At 72.8% G+C, this 20223-nt stretch carries 17 protein-coding genes; 3 read left to right on the forward strand and 14 right to left on the reverse strand.

Annotation, left to right across the window (positions count from 1 at the left end; genetic code table 11):
- Positions 1-105: 105 nt before the first annotated feature.
- From Sri02f_RS14640 to rpe, 4 genes are all read right to left on the reverse strand, one after another.
- Positions 106-1548, reverse strand: a complete 1443-nt coding sequence (locus tag Sri02f_RS14640) for a GuaB1 family IMP dehydrogenase-related protein (RefSeq protein ID WP_167467554.1) — start codon at positions 1546-1548, stop codon at positions 106-108.
- Between the two features lie 131 nt (positions 1549-1679).
- The gene (locus tag Sri02f_RS14645; RefSeq protein ID WP_109001613.1) at positions 1680-1985 is read right to left on the reverse strand and encodes a barstar family protein; all 306 of its coding nucleotides are present in this window, start codon (positions 1983-1985) and stop codon (positions 1680-1682) included.
- A gap of 120 nt (positions 1986-2105) precedes the next feature.
- Positions 2106-3149 (reverse strand): sugar-binding transcriptional regulator, encoded by a 1044-nt coding sequence (locus Sri02f_RS14650; protein WP_109001614.1) that lies wholly within the window; start codon positions 3147-3149, stop codon positions 2106-2108.
- Positions 3150-3239: 90 nt separating this feature from the next.
- On the reverse strand, positions 3240-3926 hold the full coding sequence (gene rpe / locus Sri02f_RS14655) for a ribulose-phosphate 3-epimerase (protein ID WP_109001615.1): 687 nt from the start codon (positions 3924-3926) through the stop codon (positions 3240-3242).
- Positions 3927-4087: 161 nt separating this feature from the next.
- On the opposite strand from rpe, the gene Sri02f_RS14660 reads away from it, so the two are divergent.
- Entirely contained in the window at positions 4088-6238 is a 2151-nt protein-coding gene (locus Sri02f_RS14660) for an MMPL family transporter (RefSeq protein WP_109001616.1), read from the forward strand.
- 27 nt (positions 6239-6265) lie between these two features.
- Positions 6266-7720, forward strand: a complete 1455-nt coding sequence (gene argG / locus Sri02f_RS14665) for an argininosuccinate synthase (RefSeq protein ID WP_109001617.1) — start codon at positions 6266-6268, stop codon at positions 7718-7720.
- A 133-nt stretch (positions 7721-7853) separates the two neighbouring features.
- Here the strand turns inward: argG and Sri02f_RS14670 are convergent, their stop codons facing one another.
- Both Sri02f_RS14670 and fmt read right to left on the reverse strand, forming a co-directional pair.
- Positions 7854-9281, reverse strand: a complete 1428-nt coding sequence (locus Sri02f_RS14670) for an RsmB/NOP family class I SAM-dependent RNA methyltransferase (RefSeq protein ID WP_109001618.1) — start codon at positions 9279-9281, stop codon at positions 7854-7856.
- A gap of 291 nt (positions 9282-9572) precedes the next feature.
- Complete coding sequence (gene fmt, locus Sri02f_RS14675) at positions 9573-10505, reverse strand: methionyl-tRNA formyltransferase (protein WP_109001619.1); 933 nt, start codon at positions 10503-10505, stop codon at positions 9573-9575.
- Between the two features lie 266 nt (positions 10506-10771).
- On the opposite strand from fmt, the gene Sri02f_RS14680 reads away from it, so the two are divergent.
- Entirely contained in the window at positions 10772-11359 is a 588-nt protein-coding gene (locus Sri02f_RS14680; protein ID WP_109001979.1) for a hypothetical protein, read from the forward strand.
- 103 nt (positions 11360-11462) lie between these two features.
- Here Sri02f_RS14680 and Sri02f_RS14685 read toward each other — a convergent pair whose 3' ends face one another.
- The 8 genes from Sri02f_RS14685 to Sri02f_RS14720 form a co-directional block, all read right to left on the reverse strand.
- Complete coding sequence (locus Sri02f_RS14685) at positions 11463-13625, reverse strand: primosomal protein N' (RefSeq protein WP_109001620.1); 2163 nt, start codon at positions 13623-13625, stop codon at positions 11463-11465.
- Positions 13626-13877: 252 nt separating this feature from the next.
- Positions 13878-15086, reverse strand: coding sequence for a methionine adenosyltransferase (gene metK, locus Sri02f_RS14690; RefSeq protein WP_109001621.1), 1209 nt, complete (start codon positions 15084-15086; stop codon positions 13878-13880).
- Between the two features lie 240 nt (positions 15087-15326).
- The gene (gene coaBC / locus Sri02f_RS14695; protein WP_109001622.1) at positions 15327-16529 is read right to left on the reverse strand and encodes a bifunctional phosphopantothenoylcysteine decarboxylase/phosphopantothenate--cysteine ligase CoaBC; all 1203 of its coding nucleotides are present in this window, start codon (positions 16527-16529) and stop codon (positions 15327-15329) included.
- Positions 16530-16654: 125 nt separating this feature from the next.
- On the reverse strand, positions 16655-16927 hold the full coding sequence (gene rpoZ, locus Sri02f_RS14700) for a DNA-directed RNA polymerase subunit omega (protein ID WP_003988945.1): 273 nt from the start codon (positions 16925-16927) through the stop codon (positions 16655-16657).
- A 70-nt stretch (positions 16928-16997) separates the two neighbouring features.
- On the reverse strand, positions 16998-17591 hold the full coding sequence (gmk, locus tag Sri02f_RS14705) for a guanylate kinase (protein WP_109001623.1): 594 nt from the start codon (positions 17589-17591) through the stop codon (positions 16998-17000).
- Positions 17592-17651: 60 nt separating this feature from the next.
- Positions 17652-17975 carry an integration host factor gene (locus Sri02f_RS14710; RefSeq protein ID WP_003977346.1) on the reverse strand — a complete coding sequence of 108 codons (324 nt, stop codon included), beginning with the start codon at positions 17973-17975 and terminating at the stop codon, positions 17652-17654.
- Between the two features lie 276 nt (positions 17976-18251).
- A complete protein-coding gene (pyrF, locus tag Sri02f_RS14715; RefSeq protein WP_167467549.1) occupies positions 18252-19094 on the reverse strand; it encodes an orotidine-5'-phosphate decarboxylase in 843 nt (280 codons plus the stop codon).
- The gene (locus tag Sri02f_RS14720) at positions 19091-20197 is read right to left on the reverse strand and encodes a quinone-dependent dihydroorotate dehydrogenase (protein ID WP_109001624.1); all 1107 of its coding nucleotides are present in this window, start codon (positions 20195-20197) and stop codon (positions 19091-19093) included. The genes pyrF and Sri02f_RS14720 overlap by 4 nt, the downstream gene beginning before the upstream one ends.
- Between the last annotated feature and the right edge of the window lie 26 nt (positions 20198-20223).

Consider the following 20223-nt stretch of genomic DNA (forward strand, 5'->3'; position numbering starts at 1 on the left):
AGGTCCGCCGACCCGCAGACGGTGATCTCCATGAGGCCGACCGCAGCGGCCGGGGCGGGCGCACGGCCCCCGGCTTCTCCGGGGGCCGTGCGGCGGGCGGGCGGCTCAGCTCCAGCTGGCGTGCAGCGGCTTGCCCTCGGCGTAGCCGGCCGCGCTCTGGACGCCCACGACGGCCTTCTCGGCGAACTCCTCCAGGGAGGCCGCGCCCGCGTACGTGCAGGACGAACGCACGCCCGCGACGATCGAGTCGACCAGGTCCTCGACGCCCGGGCGGGCCGGGTCGAGGAACATGCGGGAGGTGGAGATGCCCTCCTCGAACAGCGCCTTGCGGGCGCGGTCGTAGGAGGACTCCTCGGAGGTGCGGTTGCGCACGGCCCGCGCGGAGGCCATGCCGAACGACTCCTTGTACGGGCGACCCTGGGCATCCTGCTGGAGGTCGCCCGGGGACTCGAAGGTGCCCGCGAACCAGGACCCGACCATCACGTTGGACGCGCCGGCGGCGAGCGCCATGGCGACGTCACGGGGGTGGCGGACACCGCCGTCGGCCCACACGTGCTTGCCGTGCTTCCTCGCCTCGGCCGCGCACTCCAGAACGGCCGAGAACTGCGGCCGGCCCACGCCCGTCATCATGCGGGTGGTGCACATGGCGCCGGGGCCGACGCCGACCTTGATGATGTCGGCGCCCGCCTCGATCAGGTCCCTGACGCCCTCGGCGGAGACGATGTTGCCGGCCACGATCGGCACGCGGGGGTCGAGGGCGCGCACGGTGCGGATCGCGCTGATCATCGACTCCTGGTGGCCGTGCGCGGTGTCGATGACGAGGGTGTCCGCACCGGCGTCGAGCAGCTGCTTGGCCTTGCCCGCGACGTCGCCGTTGATGCCGACGGCCGCGGCGATGCGCAGCTTGCCCCGCGCGTCGACGGCCGGGGTGTACAGCGTGGCGCGCAGGGCGCCCTTGCGGGTGAGGATGCCGGCGAGCCGCCCCTCGGCGTCGACGGCGGGGGCGTAGCGCCGGTTGGCCGCGTCGAGGGTGTTGAAGGCCTCCCGCGGGTCGATCCCGGCGTCGAGCAGCAGCAGGTCACGGGACATGACGACCTCGAGCTGCGTGAAGCGGTCGACGCCGCTGAGGTCGGCGTCGGTGACGACGCCCACCGGGCGGAAGTCCTCGTCGACGACGACGCCGGCGTTGTGCGCGCGCTTGGGCAGCAGGGCCAGGGCGTCGGCCACCGTCTGGTGCGGGGCGAGCACGATCGGGGTGTCCAGCACCAGGTGGCGGCTCTTGACCCAGGTGACGACGTCGGTGACGACGTCGATCGGAATGTCCTGCGGGATCACCACGAGTCCGCCGCGGCGGGCCATGGTCTCGGCCATCCGGCGACCGGCGACGGCGGTCATGTTGGCGACGACCAGCGGGATCGTGGTGCCCGTGCCGTCCGGGGCGCTGAGGTCCACGGCCTGACGCGACCCGACCGCGCTGCGGCTCGGCACCATGAAGACGTCGTCGTAGGTGAGGTCGTAGGCGGGCTGGATGTCGTTGAGGAAACGCACGTGCTGCACATCCCAGTCGATCAGAGGTGACCCCCGGACAGGTCAGCCAGGGGGAGAAGCACGTACTTCATTCTCCCACGAAGGCCGGGATGCGATGCCCGGACGGAACGTCCAAGCAGCTCCTGGGAGTGCTAGGAGGATCCTCCGAGAGCGAGCACGACAGACAGCGCGGGCGCCCGGTCCACGGCGGCGGAGAACACCTCCTGGGCGATCTCCCACTCCTCGGGCCGGGACTTGGCGTACTGCCGCCAGTTCCGCACGACGACGAGCACCGGCCCGGACTCGGGTCCGTCGGGCAGGCCGGTGAGGCTGTCGGCGAGGGCGTCCCAGTTCCTGCCGAACCGGTCGGGCAGTTCGAGGTGGCGGGCGCAGCGGTCCATCAGGGCCGCCTTGTCCGTGACGCCGTCGAGGTCCAGTTCCAGCATGTGCTCCGTCATCCAGGCACCGTCCTGAGCGAGTCGTGGTCACGGCAGAGGGGGGCGGCCCGGAAGCCCGCCCCCCTCTCTGATCATCCGCCGGATCCCGCCGGATCCCGCCGGTACCCCGCCGGATCCCCGTCAGATCCCGTCGGGGTCCGACCGGTTGAGGGCGGGCTTGGGCGCCGGCCCGGCCGTCATCAGGTAGTCCGCCGCGGACGTGTCCGTCACCAGGCTGGTGACGAGCCCGGACCGCAGCACCGCGTCGATCGCGGCGGCCTTGCGCTGACCGCCCGCGATCGCGACGACCTCGGGGATCCGGCGCAGCTGGTCGGCCTTGACCGTGATGCACCGCTCGCCCAGGTCGCGTCCGACCCTGCGGCCCTCGGCGTCGAAGAGGTGGGCGGACATCTCAGCGGCGACGCCGAGCGAGGCGTAGTGACCCCGCTCCTCGTCGCTGAGCATGTCGTACACCGTCGAGATGCCCGGCTCCCAGGAGCCGATGGAGACACAGGCGACCGTGACCTTGTCGAAGTAGTCGAAGGCCCGGGCGATCCCGGTCTGATGGCGCAGCGCTATCGCGGTGGCCGCGTCCGGCAGCAGCATCGGCGCGTAGATGGGGTGCGCGTCGCCGCCGGACACCTGGGCGGCGCGGCGCACCGCCTCGACGGAGCCGCGCTCGGCGGTCCCGGCGTCGTACACGCCCGTCAGCTGCACGACCGTGCAGGGCGGCAGCCGGTCCAGCGCCGCCGCCATGTGAATCGTGGATCGGCCCCAGGCCAGTCCCAGTACGTCCCCCTCGTCGACCAGTTCGCCGAGCAGGTCGGCGGCCACTTCCCCCAGGTTCTCGGGGTCCGTGGTCTCCTCGGCCTCGGCCGGGGACTCGACCACGACGGCGTGCCTGAGGCCGTACCTGGCGCGGAGCGCGTCGGAGCGCTCGGCGTCCAGTTCGGCCGGCACGCGGATCTCGATCCGTACGAGATCCCGTTCGAGGGCGGTCTCCAGGACCCGGGCCACCTTGAAGCGGCTGACGCCGAACTCCTCGGCGATCTGGATCTTGGATTTCCCCTCGAGGTAGAAGCGGCGGGCCATGGCCGCCGCCTGCACCAGCTCAGCGGGTCCCATCCGCATGGCTGACCGGCCCGCCGACATACCCGACACGGCGATCTCCTCACTGCTGTTCACACTCTGGATACGCCGTTCATCCTCGCAGATCCGGCGCAGTTGATCAGCTCTGATGGGAGCCGTTCACATTCCTGTCGGTCAGCGGTCGGTTCAGTGTTCACAACCCCAGGTGGCGCCGGCGGTCGCCGCCTCCGCCTGAGCCCGCAGGCCACGGACCGCCTCGGCCGGGTCGTCGGCCCCGTACACGGCCGAGCCCGCCACGAAGACGTCCGCGCCCGCCTCGGCGCACCGCTCGATCGTCGCGGCCGAGACCCCGCCGTCGATCTGCAGCCACAGGTCGAGGCCGTGCTTGCTGATCAACTCGCGGGTGCGGCGGATCTTGGGGAGCATGATGTCGAGGAAGGCCTGGCCTCCGAAGCCCGGCTCGACCGTCATGATCAGCAGCATGTCCAGTTCGGGCAGCAGGTCCTCGTACGGCTCGATCGGCGTGGCGGGCCTGAGCGCCATGGAGGCGCGGGCGCCCTTCGCCCGGATCTCACGGGCGAGCCGCACGGGCGCGGCGGCGGCCTCGACGTGGAAGGTGACGGACGAGGCGCCCGCCTCGACGTACTGCGGGGCCCAGCGATCGGGGGCCTCGATCATCAGATGGCAGTCCAGCGGAGTGTCCGTCGCACGGGCCAGTGACTCTACGACCGGCACACCGAGCGTGAGGTTCGGGACGAAATGGTTGTCCATGACGTCGACGTGGAGCCAGTCGGCTCCTTCGACCGCCTTCGCCTCGTCCGCGAGGCGGGCGAAATCGGCGGACAGGATGCTGGGGTTGATCTGCACGGCCATGACCCAAGCCTGCCATGCTCCGCGGGGGTTGCGAGCACCGGTCCGAGAGGGCGAACACGGTTCGTCGTCCGCGGACCGGCCGGCGCCGATCGCGCGGTGACGCGCACCCCCCGGGCGACGCGGCCGCACCGGGCGTCGGCGGGCCGGCCCGGGGCATGGTCATGACGCAGCCGCGCGGGGTCGCGCACCTGGTCTGCGGGCGGCGGGCCAAGTGGCTGGTGCTGGGGTTGTGGGTGGTGGTGCTGTTCCTGACGGCGCCCTTCGCCTCGAAGCTCTCCGACGCCCAGGACAATGACGCGGCCTCCTGGCTGCCGGGATCGGCCGAGTCCACGCAGGTTCTGCAGATCTCACAGGGCTTCAGGCCCGAACAGATCCCCGCGGTCGTCGTCTACGCCCGCGAAGGCGGGCTGACGGCGAAGGACCGGGCCCGGATCGCCGAGGACGCCGCCGGACTCCGGAGGCTCACCGCCCACGGCATCCGGGGCGCCGAGACCCGCGGTCCCGTCTACGACCGCCCGAACGACCCCCGCGCCGCCCAGATCTACGTGCCGATCACCATGGACGCGAAGGGCTGGAAGCGCATCGCCCCGGCCGCCGACTCGATCCGGCACGTCGTCGGCGACGGCGGCGCAGGGCTCGCCGTGCACATCACGGGGCCCGGCGGCACCTCGGCGGACTTCTCCAAGGCGTTCAACGGCATCGACTCCACCCTGCTGGTGTCGGCGATGGCCGTGGTAGTGGTCATGCTCCTGATCACCTACCGCAGCCCGACGCTCCTGCTCGTCCCGGTGCTCGGCGTGGTCGCCGCGCTGCTCACCGCGCAGGCGCTGATCTACTACCTGGCCCAGCACGCCGGCCTGACGGTGAACGGTCAGAGCGCCGGCATCCTGACGGTGCTGGTGTTCGGCGCGGGCACGGACTACGCCCTGCTGCTCGTCGCGCGCTACCGGGAGGAGCTGCGCCGTCACGACGACCGGCACGAGGCGATGGCCCGTGCGCTGCACCGGGCGGGCCCGGCGGTGCTGGCCTCCGGCGCCACGGTCGTCCTGAGCATGCTCGTCCTGACCGTCGCCGAGATGAACTCCACCGCCGGCCTGGGCCCGGTCGCGGCCATCGGCGTGGCGGTGGCGCTGCTCGCGATGACGACGCTCTTCCCCGCACTGCTGGTGATCTTCGGCCGCTGGATCTTCTGGCCGGTGATCCCGCACTCCGGCTCGGCCGACCCGAGCGGGCAGGGCGTCTGGGCCCGCACCGGCCGGGGCATCGCCGGCCGCCCGCGCATGATCTGGGCCGTGACGACGCTCGTCCTGGCCGTCTGCTCCCTCGGCCTGCTCCAGCTGCGCGCCGAGGGCATCTCCAACGCGGACGCCTTCACCGGCAAGCCGGACTCGATCACGGGCCAGGAGGTGTCGGAGCGGTACTTCCCGGCGGGCAGCGGCGATCCGCTCGTGATCGTCTCCGACCAGGCACAGGCCCTGCAGGTGCGCCGGGCGGTGGCCGCCTCCGAGGGGGTCGTGCCGACGTCCCTGCGGGTGCCCCCGGGCACGAGGCCCGTGCACGACGGCAAGGTGCTGTTCGAGGCGACCATGACCGCCCCGTCGGACAGCGACGCCGCGAAGCGGACCGTGGAGCGGGTGCGCGACGCGGTGCACGCGGTGCCCGAAGCCGACGCCCGGGTCGGCGGCGGCACGGCGGCCCTGCTGGACATGGACGCGGCGACCACGCACGACAACCGCCTGATCATCCCGCTGGTCCTGGGCGTGGTCCTGCTGATCCTCTGCGGCCTGCTGCGCGCGCTGATCGCCCCGCTGATGCTGGTGGGCACCGTCATCCTGTCCTTCGCGGCGGCCCTGGGCATCAGCGCGCTGGCGTTCCGCCATGTCTTCGACTACGCGGGCGAGTCCACCGACTTCCCGCTGTTCGTCTTCGTCTTCCTGGTGGCCCTCGGCATCGACTACAACATCTTCCTGACCACCCGGATCCGCGAGGAGGCCGTCCACCAGGGCACCCGGCAGGGCGTGGTGACGGGCCTGGCGGCGACAGGCGCGGTGATCACCTCGGCGGGCCTGGTCCTGGCCGGAACCTTCGCGGCCCTCGGCACGCTCCCCATGGTCGCCTTCGCGGAGATCGGGTTCACGGTGGCCCTCGGCGTCCTCCTGGACACCTTCATCGTGCGCTCGATCCTGGTCACCTCGCTGTTCCTGGACGTCGGGCCGAAGGTGTGGTGGCCGCACCGGCTGTCCCGGGAGGACGACGCCGGCGGGCCGCGACCACCGTCGCGGCCGGAGGAGCAGAAAGAGCCCTTTGCATGACCATGCGAGTTCATGCATAATCTTCCTATGTCCAAGGTCCTCACCTCCCTCCCCGCCGGCGAGCGCGTCGGCATCGCCTTCTCCGGCGGGCTCGACACCTCGGTCGCGGTCGCGTGGATGCGTGACAAGGGCGCCGTCCCGTGCACCTACACCGCCGACATCGGCCAGTACGACGAGCCCGACATCGCCTCGGTGCCCGGCCGCGCGAAGACCTACGGCGCCGAGATCGCGCGCCTGGTCGACTGCCGCGCCGCGCTGGTCGAGGAGGGCCTGGCCGCGCTCACCTGCGGGGCGTTCCACATCCGCTCGGGCGGGCGCGCCTACTTCAACACCACGCCGCTCGGCCGTGCCGTCACCGGCACCCTCCTGGTCCGGGCGATGCTCGAGGACGACGTCCAGATCTGGGGCGACGGCTCGACCTTCAAGGGCAACGACATCGAGCGGTTCTACCGCTACGGTCTGCTCGCCAACCCACACCTGCGCATCTACAAGCCCTGGCTGGACGCGGACTTCGTGACCGAGCTCGGCGGGCGCAAGGAGATGTCGGAGTGGCTCGTCGCCCACGACCTGCCCTACCGGGACAGCACCGAGAAGGCGTACTCCACCGACGCCAACATCTGGGGCGCCACCCACGAGGCCAAGACCCTGGAGCACCTGGACACCGGCGTCGAGACCGTCGAGCCCATCATGGGCGTGCGGTTCTGGGACCCCGAGGTCGAGATCGCCGCCGAGGACGTGACGATCGGCTTCGACCAGGGCCGCCCGGTGACGGTCAACGGCAAGGAGTTCGCCTCCCCCGTCGACCTGGTGATGGAGGCCAACGCGATCGGCGGCCGGCACGGCCTGGGCATGTCCGACCAGATCGAGAACCGCATCATCGAGGCCAAGAGCCGCGGCATCTACGAGGCGCCCGGCATGGCCCTGCTGCACGCGGCCTACGAGCGCCTGGTCAACGCGATCCACAACGAGGACACCGTCGCCCAGTACCACAACGAGGGCCGGCGGCTGGGCCGCCTCATGTACGAGGGGCGCTGGCTGGACCCGCAGGCGCTGATGATCCGGGAGTCGCTGCAGCGCTGGGTCGGCGCGGCCGTGACCGGCGAGGTCACCCTGCGGCTGCGGCGCGGCGAGGACTACTCGATCCTCGACACCACCGGCCCCGCGTTCAGCTACCACCCGGACAAGCTGTCCATGGAGCGCACCGAGGACTCCGCGTTCGGTCCGGTGGACCGGATCGGCCAGCTCACCATGCGCAACCTCGACATCGCCGACTCGCGCGCCAAGCTGGAGCAGTACGCCGTGCTCGGTCTGATCGGCACCGGCAGCCCCGTCATCGGCGCGGCCCAGGCGGCCGCGACCGGTCTGATCGGCACCATGCCGGAGATGCCCGAGGGCGGCGCCGAGGCCATCGCCTCGCGCGGCGAGGTCTCCGAGGACGACGCGCTGCTGGACCGCGCCGCGATGGAGTTCGGCACGGACTGACCCCTACGGGACGACCCGCCCGCCGCCCTCGGCAGCGGCGGAAACCGTGGCTCCGTGAAGAAGGCCGGGCCGCACGCTGTTCGCGTGCGGCCCGGCCTTCTTCACGGTCCGGCGTGGAACTCCGTCGGGGGTCTCAGCCGGTCCTCTTGATCAACGCCAGGTACATCGCGTCGGTCCCGTGCACATGCGGCCACAGCTGGACGTCCGGGCCGTCCCCCAGCGCCGGCACACCCGGCAGCAGCGGCCGCGCGTCGATCAGCTCGGCCTGCGGGAACTGCTTGAGGACGTCGGAGACGACGGCCCTGGTCTCGGCGAGGTGCGGCGAGCAGGTGGCGTACCCGACGACGCCCCCGACCCGGACGGACTCGAGGGCCGTCCGCAGCAGCCCGCGCTGCAGCGGCCCGAACCCGTCGAGGTCCTCCGGCCGGCGCCGCCAGCGCGCCTCGGGCCGCCGGCGCAGGGCGCCGAGCCCGGTGCATGGCACGTCCATCAGGACCCGGTCGAAGGAGCCCGGCCGCCACGGCGGCCGCGTCCCGTCGGCGGCGATGACCCGGTAGGGCCCGGGGTTCCCGGCCAGCGCCCTGGCGACGAGGCCCGCCCGGTGCGGCTGCTTCTCCGAGGCCAGCAGGACGGCTCCGCGCTCGGCGGCGAGGGCGGCGAGCAGCGCGGCCTTGCCGCCCGGGCCGGCGCATCCGTCGAGCCACTTCGTGTCCGGCCCGTCGACCGGCGCGTTGGCCAGCGCGAGCGCCACGAGCTGGCTGCCCTCGTCCTGGACACCCGCACGCCCGTCCCGGACGGCGTCGATGGCGCCGGGCTCACCGCCCTCGGTGAGCCGGACGGCGTACGGCGACCAGCGCCCGGCGACCGCGGCCTCCTCCCGCAGGAGCTCCTCGGTCGTGGCCCGCCCCGGACGGGCGACCAGCGTCACCTCGGGCCGCTCGTTGTCGGCCTCCAGCAGGTCCTCGATGCCGGCCCGGCCGCCGCCGAGCGAGTCCCAGAGCGCGGAGACGACCCAGCGCGGGTGCGAGTGCACGACGGCGAGGTGGTCCTCGGGGTCGTCGTCGTAGGGCGGGGCGACCTTCTCGATCCACTCGTCCAGATCGTGCTGGGCGATCTTGCGCAGCACGGCGTTGACGAACTTGGCCCGCCCGTCGCCGAGCACCACCCGGGCGAGATCGACGGACGCGGACACGGCGGCGTGCGTCGGGATGCGCGTCCCCAGCAGCTGGTGCGCGCCGAGGCTCAGGACGTCGAGAACGGGCGGGTCGACCTCGCGCAGGGGCCGGTCGACGCACGCGGCGATGACGGCGTCGTACGTCCCCTGCCGGCGCAGCGTCCCGTAGACCAGCTCGGTGGCGAGGGCCGCGTCCCGCCCGTCGAACTTGTCGGGGCCCTCCTTCTCCCGTGCCTTGCGCAGCAGGGGCGGCAGCACGAGGTTGGCGTACGCGTCCCGCTCGTCCACGGCCCGCAGCGCCTCGAAGGCGAGGAGGCGGACGGGGTCCTTCTGGGGCCGACGGTAGGGCTTGCCCGGCTTGCGGGGACGCTGGGGCTGTTCGCTCACGAAAAGGTGCTCCGGATTGCAGGAGGGAAGACGCGCCCCAGCGTACGTCGACGCACACGCGGGCGGTTCAAGGGGCTGGGCGGGAGCCGGGTCGGTCCGGCCGGACGGGCGGGAGCCGTGCGGGAGCCGGGTCGGTCCGGCCGGACGGGCGGGAGCCGTGCGGGAGCCGGGTCGGTCCGGCCGGGCGGACGCGGCTCGGCTCGGCTCGGCCCGTCCCGCGCCCGCCCGCGCTGACGGTCGGACCGGCCGGGCCGCTTTCGGGGCGGGCCGGGCCGGGCCTGTGCAGGAGCGTTACGCCCCGACGGTCTCGCCGTCGCCGATCCGGACGCCGCGCGCCCAGTCGGCGGCCCGCATCGGCTTCTTGCCCTGGGCCTGCACCCACACCAGCTCGACCGCGTACGAGCCCGTGCCGACATGGACGCTGTTCTTGCCCGCGGACAGGGCGCCCGGCGCGAGATCGGTCCGCTCGGCCACGGGCCGGACCTGGATGAGCTTGAGCCGCTCGCCGCGGAACGTGGTCCACGCCCCCGGAGCCGGGGTGCAGCCGCGGACGACACGGTCGACGCGCAGGGCCGGTGTGGCCCAGTCGACCTGGGCGTCCTCGACGGTGATCTTCGGCGCGAGGGTGATCCCCTCCCCCGGCTGCGGCACGGCCTTCAGGGCGCCGTCCTCGATGCCGTCCATCGTCGCGGCGAGCAGCCCGCTGCCGGCGAAGGCCAGCCGGGTGAGCAGGTCGCCGCTGGTGTCGGTGGGCCGGATCTCCTCGGTCACCGTCCCGTACACCGGTCCCGAGTCGAGCCCCTCCTCGATGAGGAAGGTGGATGCGCCGGTGATCTCGTCCCCCGCCATGACGGCGTGCTGCACGGGAGCGGCCCCGCGCCAGGCCGGCAGCAGCGAGAAGTGCAGGTTGACCCAGCCGTGCGCCGGGATGTCGAGCGCCACCCGCGGCAGCAGCGCCCCGTAGGCGACGACCGGACAGCAGTCCGGCGCGATCTCCCTCAGCCGCTCCAGGAACTCCGGGTCCCGGGGCTTGGCGGGCCTCAGCACCTCGATGCCGGCCTCTTCGGCCCGCTGGGCGACGGGAGAGGCGACCAGCCTGCGCCCCCGGCCGGCCGGCGCGTCCGGGCGGGTGACGACGGCGGCCACCTCGTGCCGCCCGGAAGCGATCAGAGCGTCCAGTGCGGGAACGGCGACCTCGGGGGTGCCGGCGAAGACGAGCTTCATGAGTGGGCGGTGCCTCTCGGAGGGACGGACGGCGGGCAGCACACAAGTTTATGACGACCGCCGGAGCCGCCGCGGACGGCTTCCCGCCGACCGAAGGGGCCGGCCGCCGACGGCGGGAGCCCCACGGAAGCGGAGCCGCGCGCACCCTGTCCCAGGGGCGTACGCATATGCCCATACGCCCCCACACCGTGACCAGCGGAGCGAACCCGCGTTGTCAAGAAAGAGTTGACCACACCTTCTTCAACGCCGGTTCGAGAGGCTTGTTCATGGCCGACCATGCAACCCACGACGCCCAGGCCCGGGCCAGCCTGCACTTGCTGGTGCGGGACATCGAACGGGTCCGCCGGCAGGTGGACGCACTGCGCACCCTCACCGCCCAGCTGGGCAACGTCTACCGCCCGCGCCGTTCCGGCCCGTCCACGGGCTTCGTCGTCTACGGACGCGCCCCCGCCCCCACCGTCCGCCTCGCCCAGGAACTGCGCGACAGCGTCGAGACGCTGGTCACGGCGGCCGTGGACTTCGACCGTTCCCTCGGCTTCTCGTGGGACGCGGTGGGCTCCGCGCTCGGGGTCACCAAGCAGGCGGTCCACCGCCGCTACGGCGCCCGCCGCGCCACCGCACAGACCGCCGCGGCCACGGCCACGGCGACAGGCTCCGGCACCGCCACGGCCACGGCCGAGGCCGAGCGACCGACGGAGCGCGCGGACGCCCGCGCGCTCACCGTGAACACGGGCTTCCCGACCGTCCCCACGGTGCCGGCCGCCCGCTCGATGCCGACCCAGCCGACGGCCGGCAGCCCGGCCCTGCGCGACGAGGTGAGGCCGACCGCCTTCCCCAGCCCCCGCAACGGCTGAAGCCACCCCCGGACACCCCCCCATCTGCCCTCTCGGCCACCCCGAGAGGGCAGCCGCATGCCCCCACCCGAACCCGCAGGCCGCAGGCCGCAGGCCGCAGGGATTACCCGATGTCCGGTGGGTCGATCCTCACGCGTACCGCCTCCTCGCCGCCGCGGGCCATCCGGGCCGCCTGGGCCGCCTTCAACGCGGCGGCCAGCGCGGCGCCCCGGCCCGGCGGCACCCGGATCAGCGCACGCTCCCACTGCTCCCCCGGCGGCGGCGCCCCGGGCCGTCGGGGCCGGCCGGCGGGGGTGGGCGGGATCGGGACCGGTCCCAGCAGCTCTGCCTCCCGGGGCAGTTCGACCGCTCCCAGGAACGCGCTCACCGCCTCGGCGCTCCCCGACACCGACGCCATCCGCGACACCGGCGGGAAACCCAGTTCGGCCCGCTCGGCGAGCTCGCGCACCGCGTGCCCCACGGGATCCCACCGCACCAGCGCCTGCACGGGCCGCAGAGTCGGCTCCGCGACGACGACCACCGTCCCCCCGGCCTCCTGCGGGCGCACGAGCGCGGCGGCGGCGATCCAGCGACGCAGCGCGTCCTCCCCGGCCCGCAGGTCGGGACGTCCGAGCATGGCCCAGCCGTCCAGCAGCAGGGCGGCCGCGTACCCGCCCTCGGCGACGGGCTCGGCGCCGGGTGTGGACACGACGAGCGCGGGCGCCGCCGGCACCGTGTCCAGCACCTGCTCACGCCCCGACGTGCGCACCGGCACGGCCGGGAACGCCCGCCCCAGTTCCTCGGCGGTCCGTCGGGCCCCCACGATCTGGGCCCGCAGCCGGAACGAGCCGCACTCCGGGCAGTGCCAGGCGCTCTCCTCGCGCCCGCACCAGCCGCACCACAGCGCACCCCCGGCGTCCCCGTCGCGTGCCTCCAGCGGTCCGGAGCAGTGCCGGCAACGGGCCGCGGCCCGGCACTGCGCGCACGCCATCCGGGGCACGTATCCCCGGCGGGGCACCTGCACGAGCACCGGCCCGTGCCGCAGCCCCTCGCGGGCCGCCTGCCAGGCGAGGGTGGGCAGTCGGGCGGCCCGGGCCGCCTCGTCCCTCGCCAGGTCCTGGTCCCCCACCGTCCGCACCAGCGGCGCGGTCCGCCGCACCAGCTCCCGACCGGCGACCAGCGGTCGCGCCCACCCGCTCTCGACGAGCTGGGCGCCTTCCACCGTGCAGCTCCAACCCCCCAGCAGGAAGGCGCACTTGTCCTGCGCGGCCCGCAGCAGCAACACCTCCCGCGCATGCGGCTGCGGGGCGTGCTGCTCGCTGTGGCTGTCGTCGCCGTCGTCCCAGAGCGCGACCAGCCCGAGGTCCTGGACCGGCGCGAACATCGCGGCGCGCGTTCCGACGACCGCGCGCACGGACCCGCGCCGCACCGCCAGCCATTCCCGGTAGCGCTTCTCGGGTCCGGCGTCCGCGGTGAGCAGCGCGTGCCGCCCCTCCCCCAGCAACGCCGTCAGCGCGCCGTCGACCCGCGCGGCGGCCCGTCCGTCCGGCACGACGACCAGCGCCCCGCGCCCGGAGGCGAGCGTGGCGGCGACGGCCCGCGCCAGTTCCTCGCTCCACTCGGGCCCGGGCAGCGCGTTCCACACGGCCCGCGGCGTACCGCCGGACGCCAGCGACTCCAGGAACGCGCCTCCCTGCTCGTACCGGGCCCAGGTGCCGGTCCGAGGCGCCCCCGGCGGCGGCAGCGACGCCGGGGAGGGCCGCTGCTCGGCCCTGGCGTTGCGCGGTGGAACGGCCAGCTGCAGCACGTCGGCGAGGCTTCCCGCGTACCGGTCGGCGACGGCCCGGGCCAGGCCCAGGAGCTCCGGACCGAGCACCGGCTCGGGCGACACCACCTGGGCGAGCGCCGCGAGCGGTCCCGAGTAGTCCGACGCCGCGAGCCGCTCGACGAGGAACCCGTCGATCAGGCCGCCTCCCTCGCGCCGCCCGTCGCGCACCCGGCCGCGTCCGGCTCCGAACCGCACCCGGACCCGCACGCCGGGCTGCGCGTCCGCGTCCAGCTCGGCCGGGACGGCGTAGTCGAAGTAGCGGTCCAGATGCAGTACGCCCTTGTCGACGAGCACCCGCGCGACCGGCAGGTCCCCGGCCAGCGCGGCTCCCCGCCAGGTCCGGGGCTTGGCCCGGGGCGTCTTGGCCCGCCGCACGCTCTCCCGGATGAGCGCGAGCTGCTCCGGCGGCGCGCCCTCCCCGGCCGCCCCACCGCCCCCCTGCCCGTTCTCGCTGCTCACGCCTGCATTCTTACCAAACGCCACTGACATCGGTCGCGTGCGCGCCTGGCCCCTCGGCGGCTCCGGGGGTCGGTACCGGGCCGCCCGGGTGTCACGGTGGCGTCCGCCGGTCGCCCCGAGGAGGCGGACGCGACGCACGGGGCGGCCGTGGCACACGCAGGACGACGTCGGCTCCCGAGCCCGTCACCGGGTCTCGGGAGCCGACGTCCTGTACAGCCGGGCCGAGCGGACGGCTCGGCGCGGGTCGCGGTCCTACAGGCCCGCGGCCTTGCGCAGCGCGTCGACGCGGTCCGTGCGCTCCCAGGTGAAGTCGGGGAGCTCGCGGCCGAAGTGGCCGTAGGCGGCGGTCTGGGCGTAGATCGGGCGCAGCAGGTCGAGGTCGCGGATGATCGCGGCCGGGCGGAGGTCGAAGACCTCGTCGATGGCCTTCTCGATCTTCTCGGCGTCGATCTTGGCGGTGCCGAAGGTCTCGATGAAGAGACCGACCGGCTCGGCCTTGCCGATCGCGTAGGCGACCTGGACCTCGCAGCGGGCCGCCAGACCCGCCGCGACCACGTTCTTCGCCACCCAGCGCATCGCGTAGGCGGCCGAGCGGTCCACCTTGGACGGGTCCTTGCCCGAGAAGGCGCCGCCGCCGTGGCGGGCCATGCCGCCGTAGGTGTCGATGATGATCTTGCGGCCGGTGAGGCCGGCGTCGCCCATCGGGCCGCCGATCTCGAAGCGCCCGGTCGGGTTGACCAGCAGACGGTAGTTCTCGGTGTCGAGCTTGATGCCGTCGTCCAGCAGCGCCTTGAGCTCCGGCTCCACGACGAACTCGCGGATGTCGGGGGTCAGCAGCGAGTCCAGGTCGATGTCGGACGCGTGCTGCGAGGAGACGACGACGGTGTCCAGACGGACCGCCTTGTCGCCGTCGTACTCGATGGTGACCTGGGTCTTGCCGTCGGGACGCAGGTAGGGGATGGTCCCGTTCTTGCGGACGTCCGACAGGCGCTTCGACAGACGGTGCGCCAGGAAGATCGGCAGCGGCATCAGCGTCGGCGTCTCGTCGGACGCGTAGCCGAACATCAGGCCCTGGTCGCCCGCGCCCTGCCGGTCCAGCTCGTCCTCGTCGCCCTCGACGCGGTTCTCGTACGCCGTGTCGACGCCCTGGGCGATGTCCGGGGACTGCGCGCCGATGGACACCGACACACCGCAGGAGGCGCCGTCGAAGCCCTTCTTGGAGGAGTCGTAGCCGATCTCGAGGATCTTGTCGCGCACCAGCTGGGGGATCGGCGCGTAGGCCTTGGTGGTGACCTCGCCGGCCACATGGACCAGACCGGTCGTGATCAGGGTCTCGACGGCGACCCGGGAGGTCGGGTCCTCACGCAGCAGGGCATCGAGGATGGTGTCGCTGATCTGGTCAGCGATCTTGTCGGGGTGACCCTCGGTCACGGACTCCGAAGTGAAAAGGCGACGGGACACAACGCTCCCTGGGGTTGCAGCGGCTGCTGGCTGATCATGGGCGGACGCGACGGGAGCTGCGCCCGGCGTCGTCCGAGAACAGTTTATCGGTCATACCCCGCCACCGGCCCACCCGTCTCGCCTCTCGGGAGCGCTGTGACCTGCGGCACGGGCATTCTGCCGGAGGCCGAGCACGCTTGGCCAGGGGCGCCGCGCCGGAATCGAGCCGGGTGGGAGGCGACGACGAAGCGCATCAAACAGTCAGCTCAGCCGCCGCGTCACCAGGTCCCACACGATTTCGGCCAGGGCTTCCTTGGGGCCGTGGGGCACCGGCGTCTCACTGCCGTCGGCGCCCAGCACGACGGCCTCGTTCTCCTCGGAACCGAACGTTCTGCGCTCCCCCACCTCGTTCACCACCAGCAGATCACAGCCCTTGCGCCGCAGCTTCGTCCGGCCGTTCGCCAGGACGTCGTCGGTCTCGGCGGCGAAGCCGACGACCACCTGATCGGCGCGCACCCGGTCGGCGGACAGCTCCGCGAGGATGTCCGGATTTCGCACGAGGACGATCGGGTCCGGGTCCTTGCCGTCCTTCTTCTTGATCTTTCCGGCCGCGTAGGACTCCGGCCGGAAATCGGCCACGGCGGCCGCCATGACGACGGCGTCGGCGTCGGCGGCCGCCTTCAGGACCGCCTCGCGCAGCTGGACGGCCGTGCCCACCTGCACGACGTCGACGCCCGCCGGGTCGGGCAGGCCGGTGTTCGCCGCGACCAGGGTGACCCGGGCGCCTCGGGCGGCGGCGGTGCGGGCCAGGGCGTAGCCCTGCTTGCCGGAGGAGCGGTTGCCGAGGAAGCGGACCGGGTCGAGGGGTTCGCGGGTGCCGCCGGCGCTGACCACGACGTGCCGGCCGGCCAGGTCGGGTTCGCGCACGCCTCTGGCCAGGACACGGCGGCAGACCTCGAAGATCTCGCCGGGGTCGGGCAGCCGGCCCTTGCCGGTGTCGACGCCGGTGAGCCGGCCGACGGCCGGTTCGATCACGAGGGCGCCCCGGCGGCGCAGTGTCGCCACGTTCTCCTGGGTGGCCGGGTGCTCCCACATCTCGGTGTGCATCGCGGGAGCGAAGACGACCGGGCAGCGTGCCGTGAGGAGGGTGTTGGTGAGGAGGTCGTCGGCCAGGCCGTGGGCGGCCTTGGCGAGCATGTCGGCGGTGGCCGGGGCGACGACCACCAGGTCGGCGTGCTGGCCGATGCGGACGTGCGGGACCTCGTGGACGTCGTCCCAGACCTCGGTGGAGACCGGGTGGCCGGAGAGGGCGGACCAGGTGGCGGCGCCGACGAAGTGCAGCGCGGAGGCGGTGGGGACGACGCGCACGTCGTGACCCGACTCCGTCAGCCGGCGCAGCAGCTCACAGGCCTTGTAGGCGGCGATGCCACCGCTGACCCCCAGAACGACCTTCGGTGCGTCCACCGTCTCTCCCCGGACCTCGACGATTTCGTCCGCCGTGGGCTTCCGGCGTACGAGTCCATCACACACCACAGGCCCGGCAGTCGTGCTGCCGGGCCTGTGGAAAAACCAACTGCGAGCCGAAAATACTACTGGGCGGGGCCTTCGACGGCCTCGGACGTCAGCAGTCCGGCGTTGATCTCGCGGAGGGCGATCGAGAGCGGCTTCTCGTGGACGTGGGTGTCCACGAGCGGACCGACGTACTCGAGGAGGCCCTCGCCGAGCTGCGAGTAGTACGCGTTGATCTGGCGGGCCCGCTTGGCCGCGTAGATCACGAGGCTGTACTTCGAGTCGGTGGCCTCGAGGAGCTCGTCGATCGGCGGGTTGATGATGCCCTCGGGCGCGGAGATGGAAGAGGACACGCTCTACCTTCCGATGGATGGGAAAAGACCGGTCGTGATCACAGAGGCCGCGAAGAGCACGGATCCGCGATCACACAACATCCATCAAGGCTAGCAGCTCACGCGCCACGTCCTCGACGGAGGTGTTGACCAGGGTCTCGTCGAACTCCGGCTCGGCCGCGAGTTCGATCTTCGCCGCCGCCAGGCGGCGCTCGATGACCTCGGGCGGTTCGGTGCCCCGCCCGGTGAGCCGGCGCACCAGCTCCTCCCAGGACGGCGGAGCCAGGAACACCAGCTGGGCGTCGGACATGGACTCGCGGACCTGCCGGGCGCCCTGGAGGTCGATCTCCAGCAGGACCGGCTCGCCCGACTCCAGGCGTTCCAGGACGGCGGCGCGCGGAGTGCCGTAGCGGTTGCCGGCGAACTCGGCCCACTCCAGCAGCTCGCCGTTGGCGATCAGCTTGTCCATCTCCTCGTCGGTGACGAAGAAGTAGTGGACGCCGTGCCGCTCGCCGGGGCGGGGCTTGCGGGTCGTCGCCGACACCGAGAGCCAGACCTCGGGGTGTTCCTTGCGCATATGAGCGACGACCGTGCTCTTGCCGACCCCGGAGGGGCCGGAGAGCACGGTCAGCCGCGGACGTACGTCCGGGGGCTCGGGGGTCGTCCCCCGGAATGTTGCAGCCATGCAGCGATTATTCCAGCAATCCCGGAGTGCCCGGGACTCCCTACCGGCAAGACCCGGGAATCAGGAGCCGGTGCTGCCGAACTCCCGCTCCAGGGAGGCGATCTGGTTGGAACCGAGGCCGCGTACACGACGGCTCTCGGAGATGCCGAGTCGCTCCATGATCTGCTTGGCGCGGACCTTGCCCACGCCCGGGAGTGACTCCAGGAGGGCGGAGACCTTCATCTTGCCGATGACGTCGTTTTCCTGACCCTGCTTGATGACCTCGTGAAGAGAGGCGCCGGAGTGCTTGAGTCGATTCTTGACCTCGGCCCGCTCCCGGCGAGCCGCGGCGGCCTTTTCGAGCGCGGCTGCGCGCTGTTCGGGGGTAAGGGGCGGAAGAGCCACGCCTACGTCACCTCGGATGTCGAACTGTCGGATACGGACCGGTGAGGAACCTAGTCGCCCCTCACCAGGTGAGCCGGGCAACACGCTTGCCCGTTCACTCTCCGTCGGAGACTAGCGGCCAACTCCGCCAGAGTCAGCGAGAACAGAGGAAAAGTCCTGGTCAGCCTCCGTAGGGCCGGGCATTTAGGACATAGTGCCCCGGATTTGAGGATGTATCCAGGCTCAAGTCGACCGCCGGCCGCCCGACCGAGCCCCCGGTCGGGCGGCCGGCGCCCGTCAGACGGAGGTCACGGCCGTCCGCACTTCTCGCGCGAACCGCTCCACGCTGTCACGCAGAGCGACGATGTCGGGACCGTGACGCAACACACCCCGGCTCACGTTCGGCACCACGTTGCGCACCGCGGACCCGAAGACCCGCGGCAGATCGGCCGGAGTCGCCCCCTGGGCGCCGACGCCGGGCGCGAGGAGCGGCCCGTTGACGTCGAGGTCGTACGCCGAGAGATCGCCCAGCGTGGCGCCGACGACCGCCCCGAAGGAGCCCAGCGGCTCCTCCCCCGCGTTCTCCGCCGCCAGGTGCGCCAGCATGGTCGCGCCCACGTTCCGCCCGTCGGCGCGGACCGCGTGCTGCACCTCTCCGCCCTCCGGGTTGGAGGTGAGCGCCAGCACGAACAGTCCGGCGCCGCTCTCCCGGGCCAGCGCCACCGCCGGCGAGAGCGACCCGTAGCCGAGGTACGGCGAGACGGTGAGGGCGTCGGAGAACAACGGCGCGTCCTTGTGCAGGAAGGACTCGGCGTAGGCGGCCATGGTCGAGCCGATGTCGCCGCGTTTGGCGTCCATGACGACCAGCGCGCCGGCCGCCCGCGCCTCCCGCACCGTCTTCTCCAGAACGGCGACCCCCCGCGAGCCGAACCGCTCGAAGAAGGCGCTCTGCGGCTTCAGCAGGGCCACCCGGTCCGCCGTCGCCTCGACGACCGTGCGGCTGAACCGCTCCAGACCGGCGACGTCGTCGTTCAGACCCCACTCGGCGAGCAGGGACGCGTGCGGGTCGATGCCGACGCACAGCGGACCGCGCTCGTCCATGGCGCGGCGCAGTCGCGCGCCGAAGGGCTCCAGGGTCATGCCGTCTTCCTCACGTCGGCACCGACGGCGTCGGCGAGGGTGGCGTGCGGACTCGTCCGCAGGCGGGCGGCGAGCCCCTTGTGGACGGCGCGTCCCCAGAAGGGCCCTTCGTAGACGAAGGCGCTGTAGCCCTGGACCAGCGTGGCGCCGGCCAGGATGCGCTGCCAGGCGTCCTCGGCGTTCTCGACGCCGCCGACGCCCACCAGGGTGATGCGGTCGCCCACGCGCGCGTAGAGCCTGCGCAGCACCTCCAGGGAGCGTGCCTTGAGGGGCGCTCCGGACAGCCCGCCGGTCTCCTTCACCTGCGAGGGGCCGGACGTCAGCCCCAGGCCCTCGCGCGCGACGGTGGTGTTGGTGGCGATGATCCCGTCCAGGCCCAGCTCCACGGCCAGGTCGGCGACCGCGTCGACGTCCTCGTCGGCCAGGTCCGGGGCGATCTTCACCAGCAGCGGGACCCGACGTGTGCCCACCGCACGGTCGGCGGCCTCGCGCACGGCGCTCAGCAGCGGTCGCAGGGCCTCGGTGGCCTGGAGGTTGCGCAGCCCGGGCGTGTTCGGCGAGGAGACGTTCACGACCAGGTAGTCGGCGTAGGGGGCGAGCCGCTCGGCCGACTTCACGTAGTCGGCGACGGCCTCCTCCTCGGGCACGACCTTGGTCTTGCCGATGTTGACGCCGACCACGGGCCTGAAGACGGGGCTGCGGGAGGCCAGACGCGCGGCGACGGCCAGCGAGCCCTCGTTGTTGAAGCCCATCCGGTTGATGAGCGCCCGGTCCTTCACGAGGCGGAACAGCCGCCGCTTGGGATTGCCGGGCTGCGGCTCACCGGTGACCGTGCCGATCTCGACATGGTCGAAGCCGAGCATCGCCATGCCGTCGATCGCGACCGCGTTCTTGTCGAAGCCGGCCGCGAGCCCGAAGGGGCCGTGCATGCGCAGGCCGAAGGCCTCCGTGCGCAGCTCCTTGTAACGGGGGGCGAGGGCGGCGGCCACGAAGGTGCGCAGCACGGGGACGCGGACGGCGAGGCGGATCCAGCGGAAGGCCAGGTAGTGGGCCTGCTCCGGGTCCATCCGTGTGAAGACGAGCTTGAAGAAGATCTTGTACATGGTTCCCTCATGAAGAGGGGGACACC

It is taken from the genome of Streptomyces rishiriensis, from assembly GCF_003112535.1.
Taxonomy (GTDB): Bacteria; Actinomycetota; Actinomycetes; order Streptomycetales; family Streptomycetaceae; genus Streptomyces; species Streptomyces rishiriensis.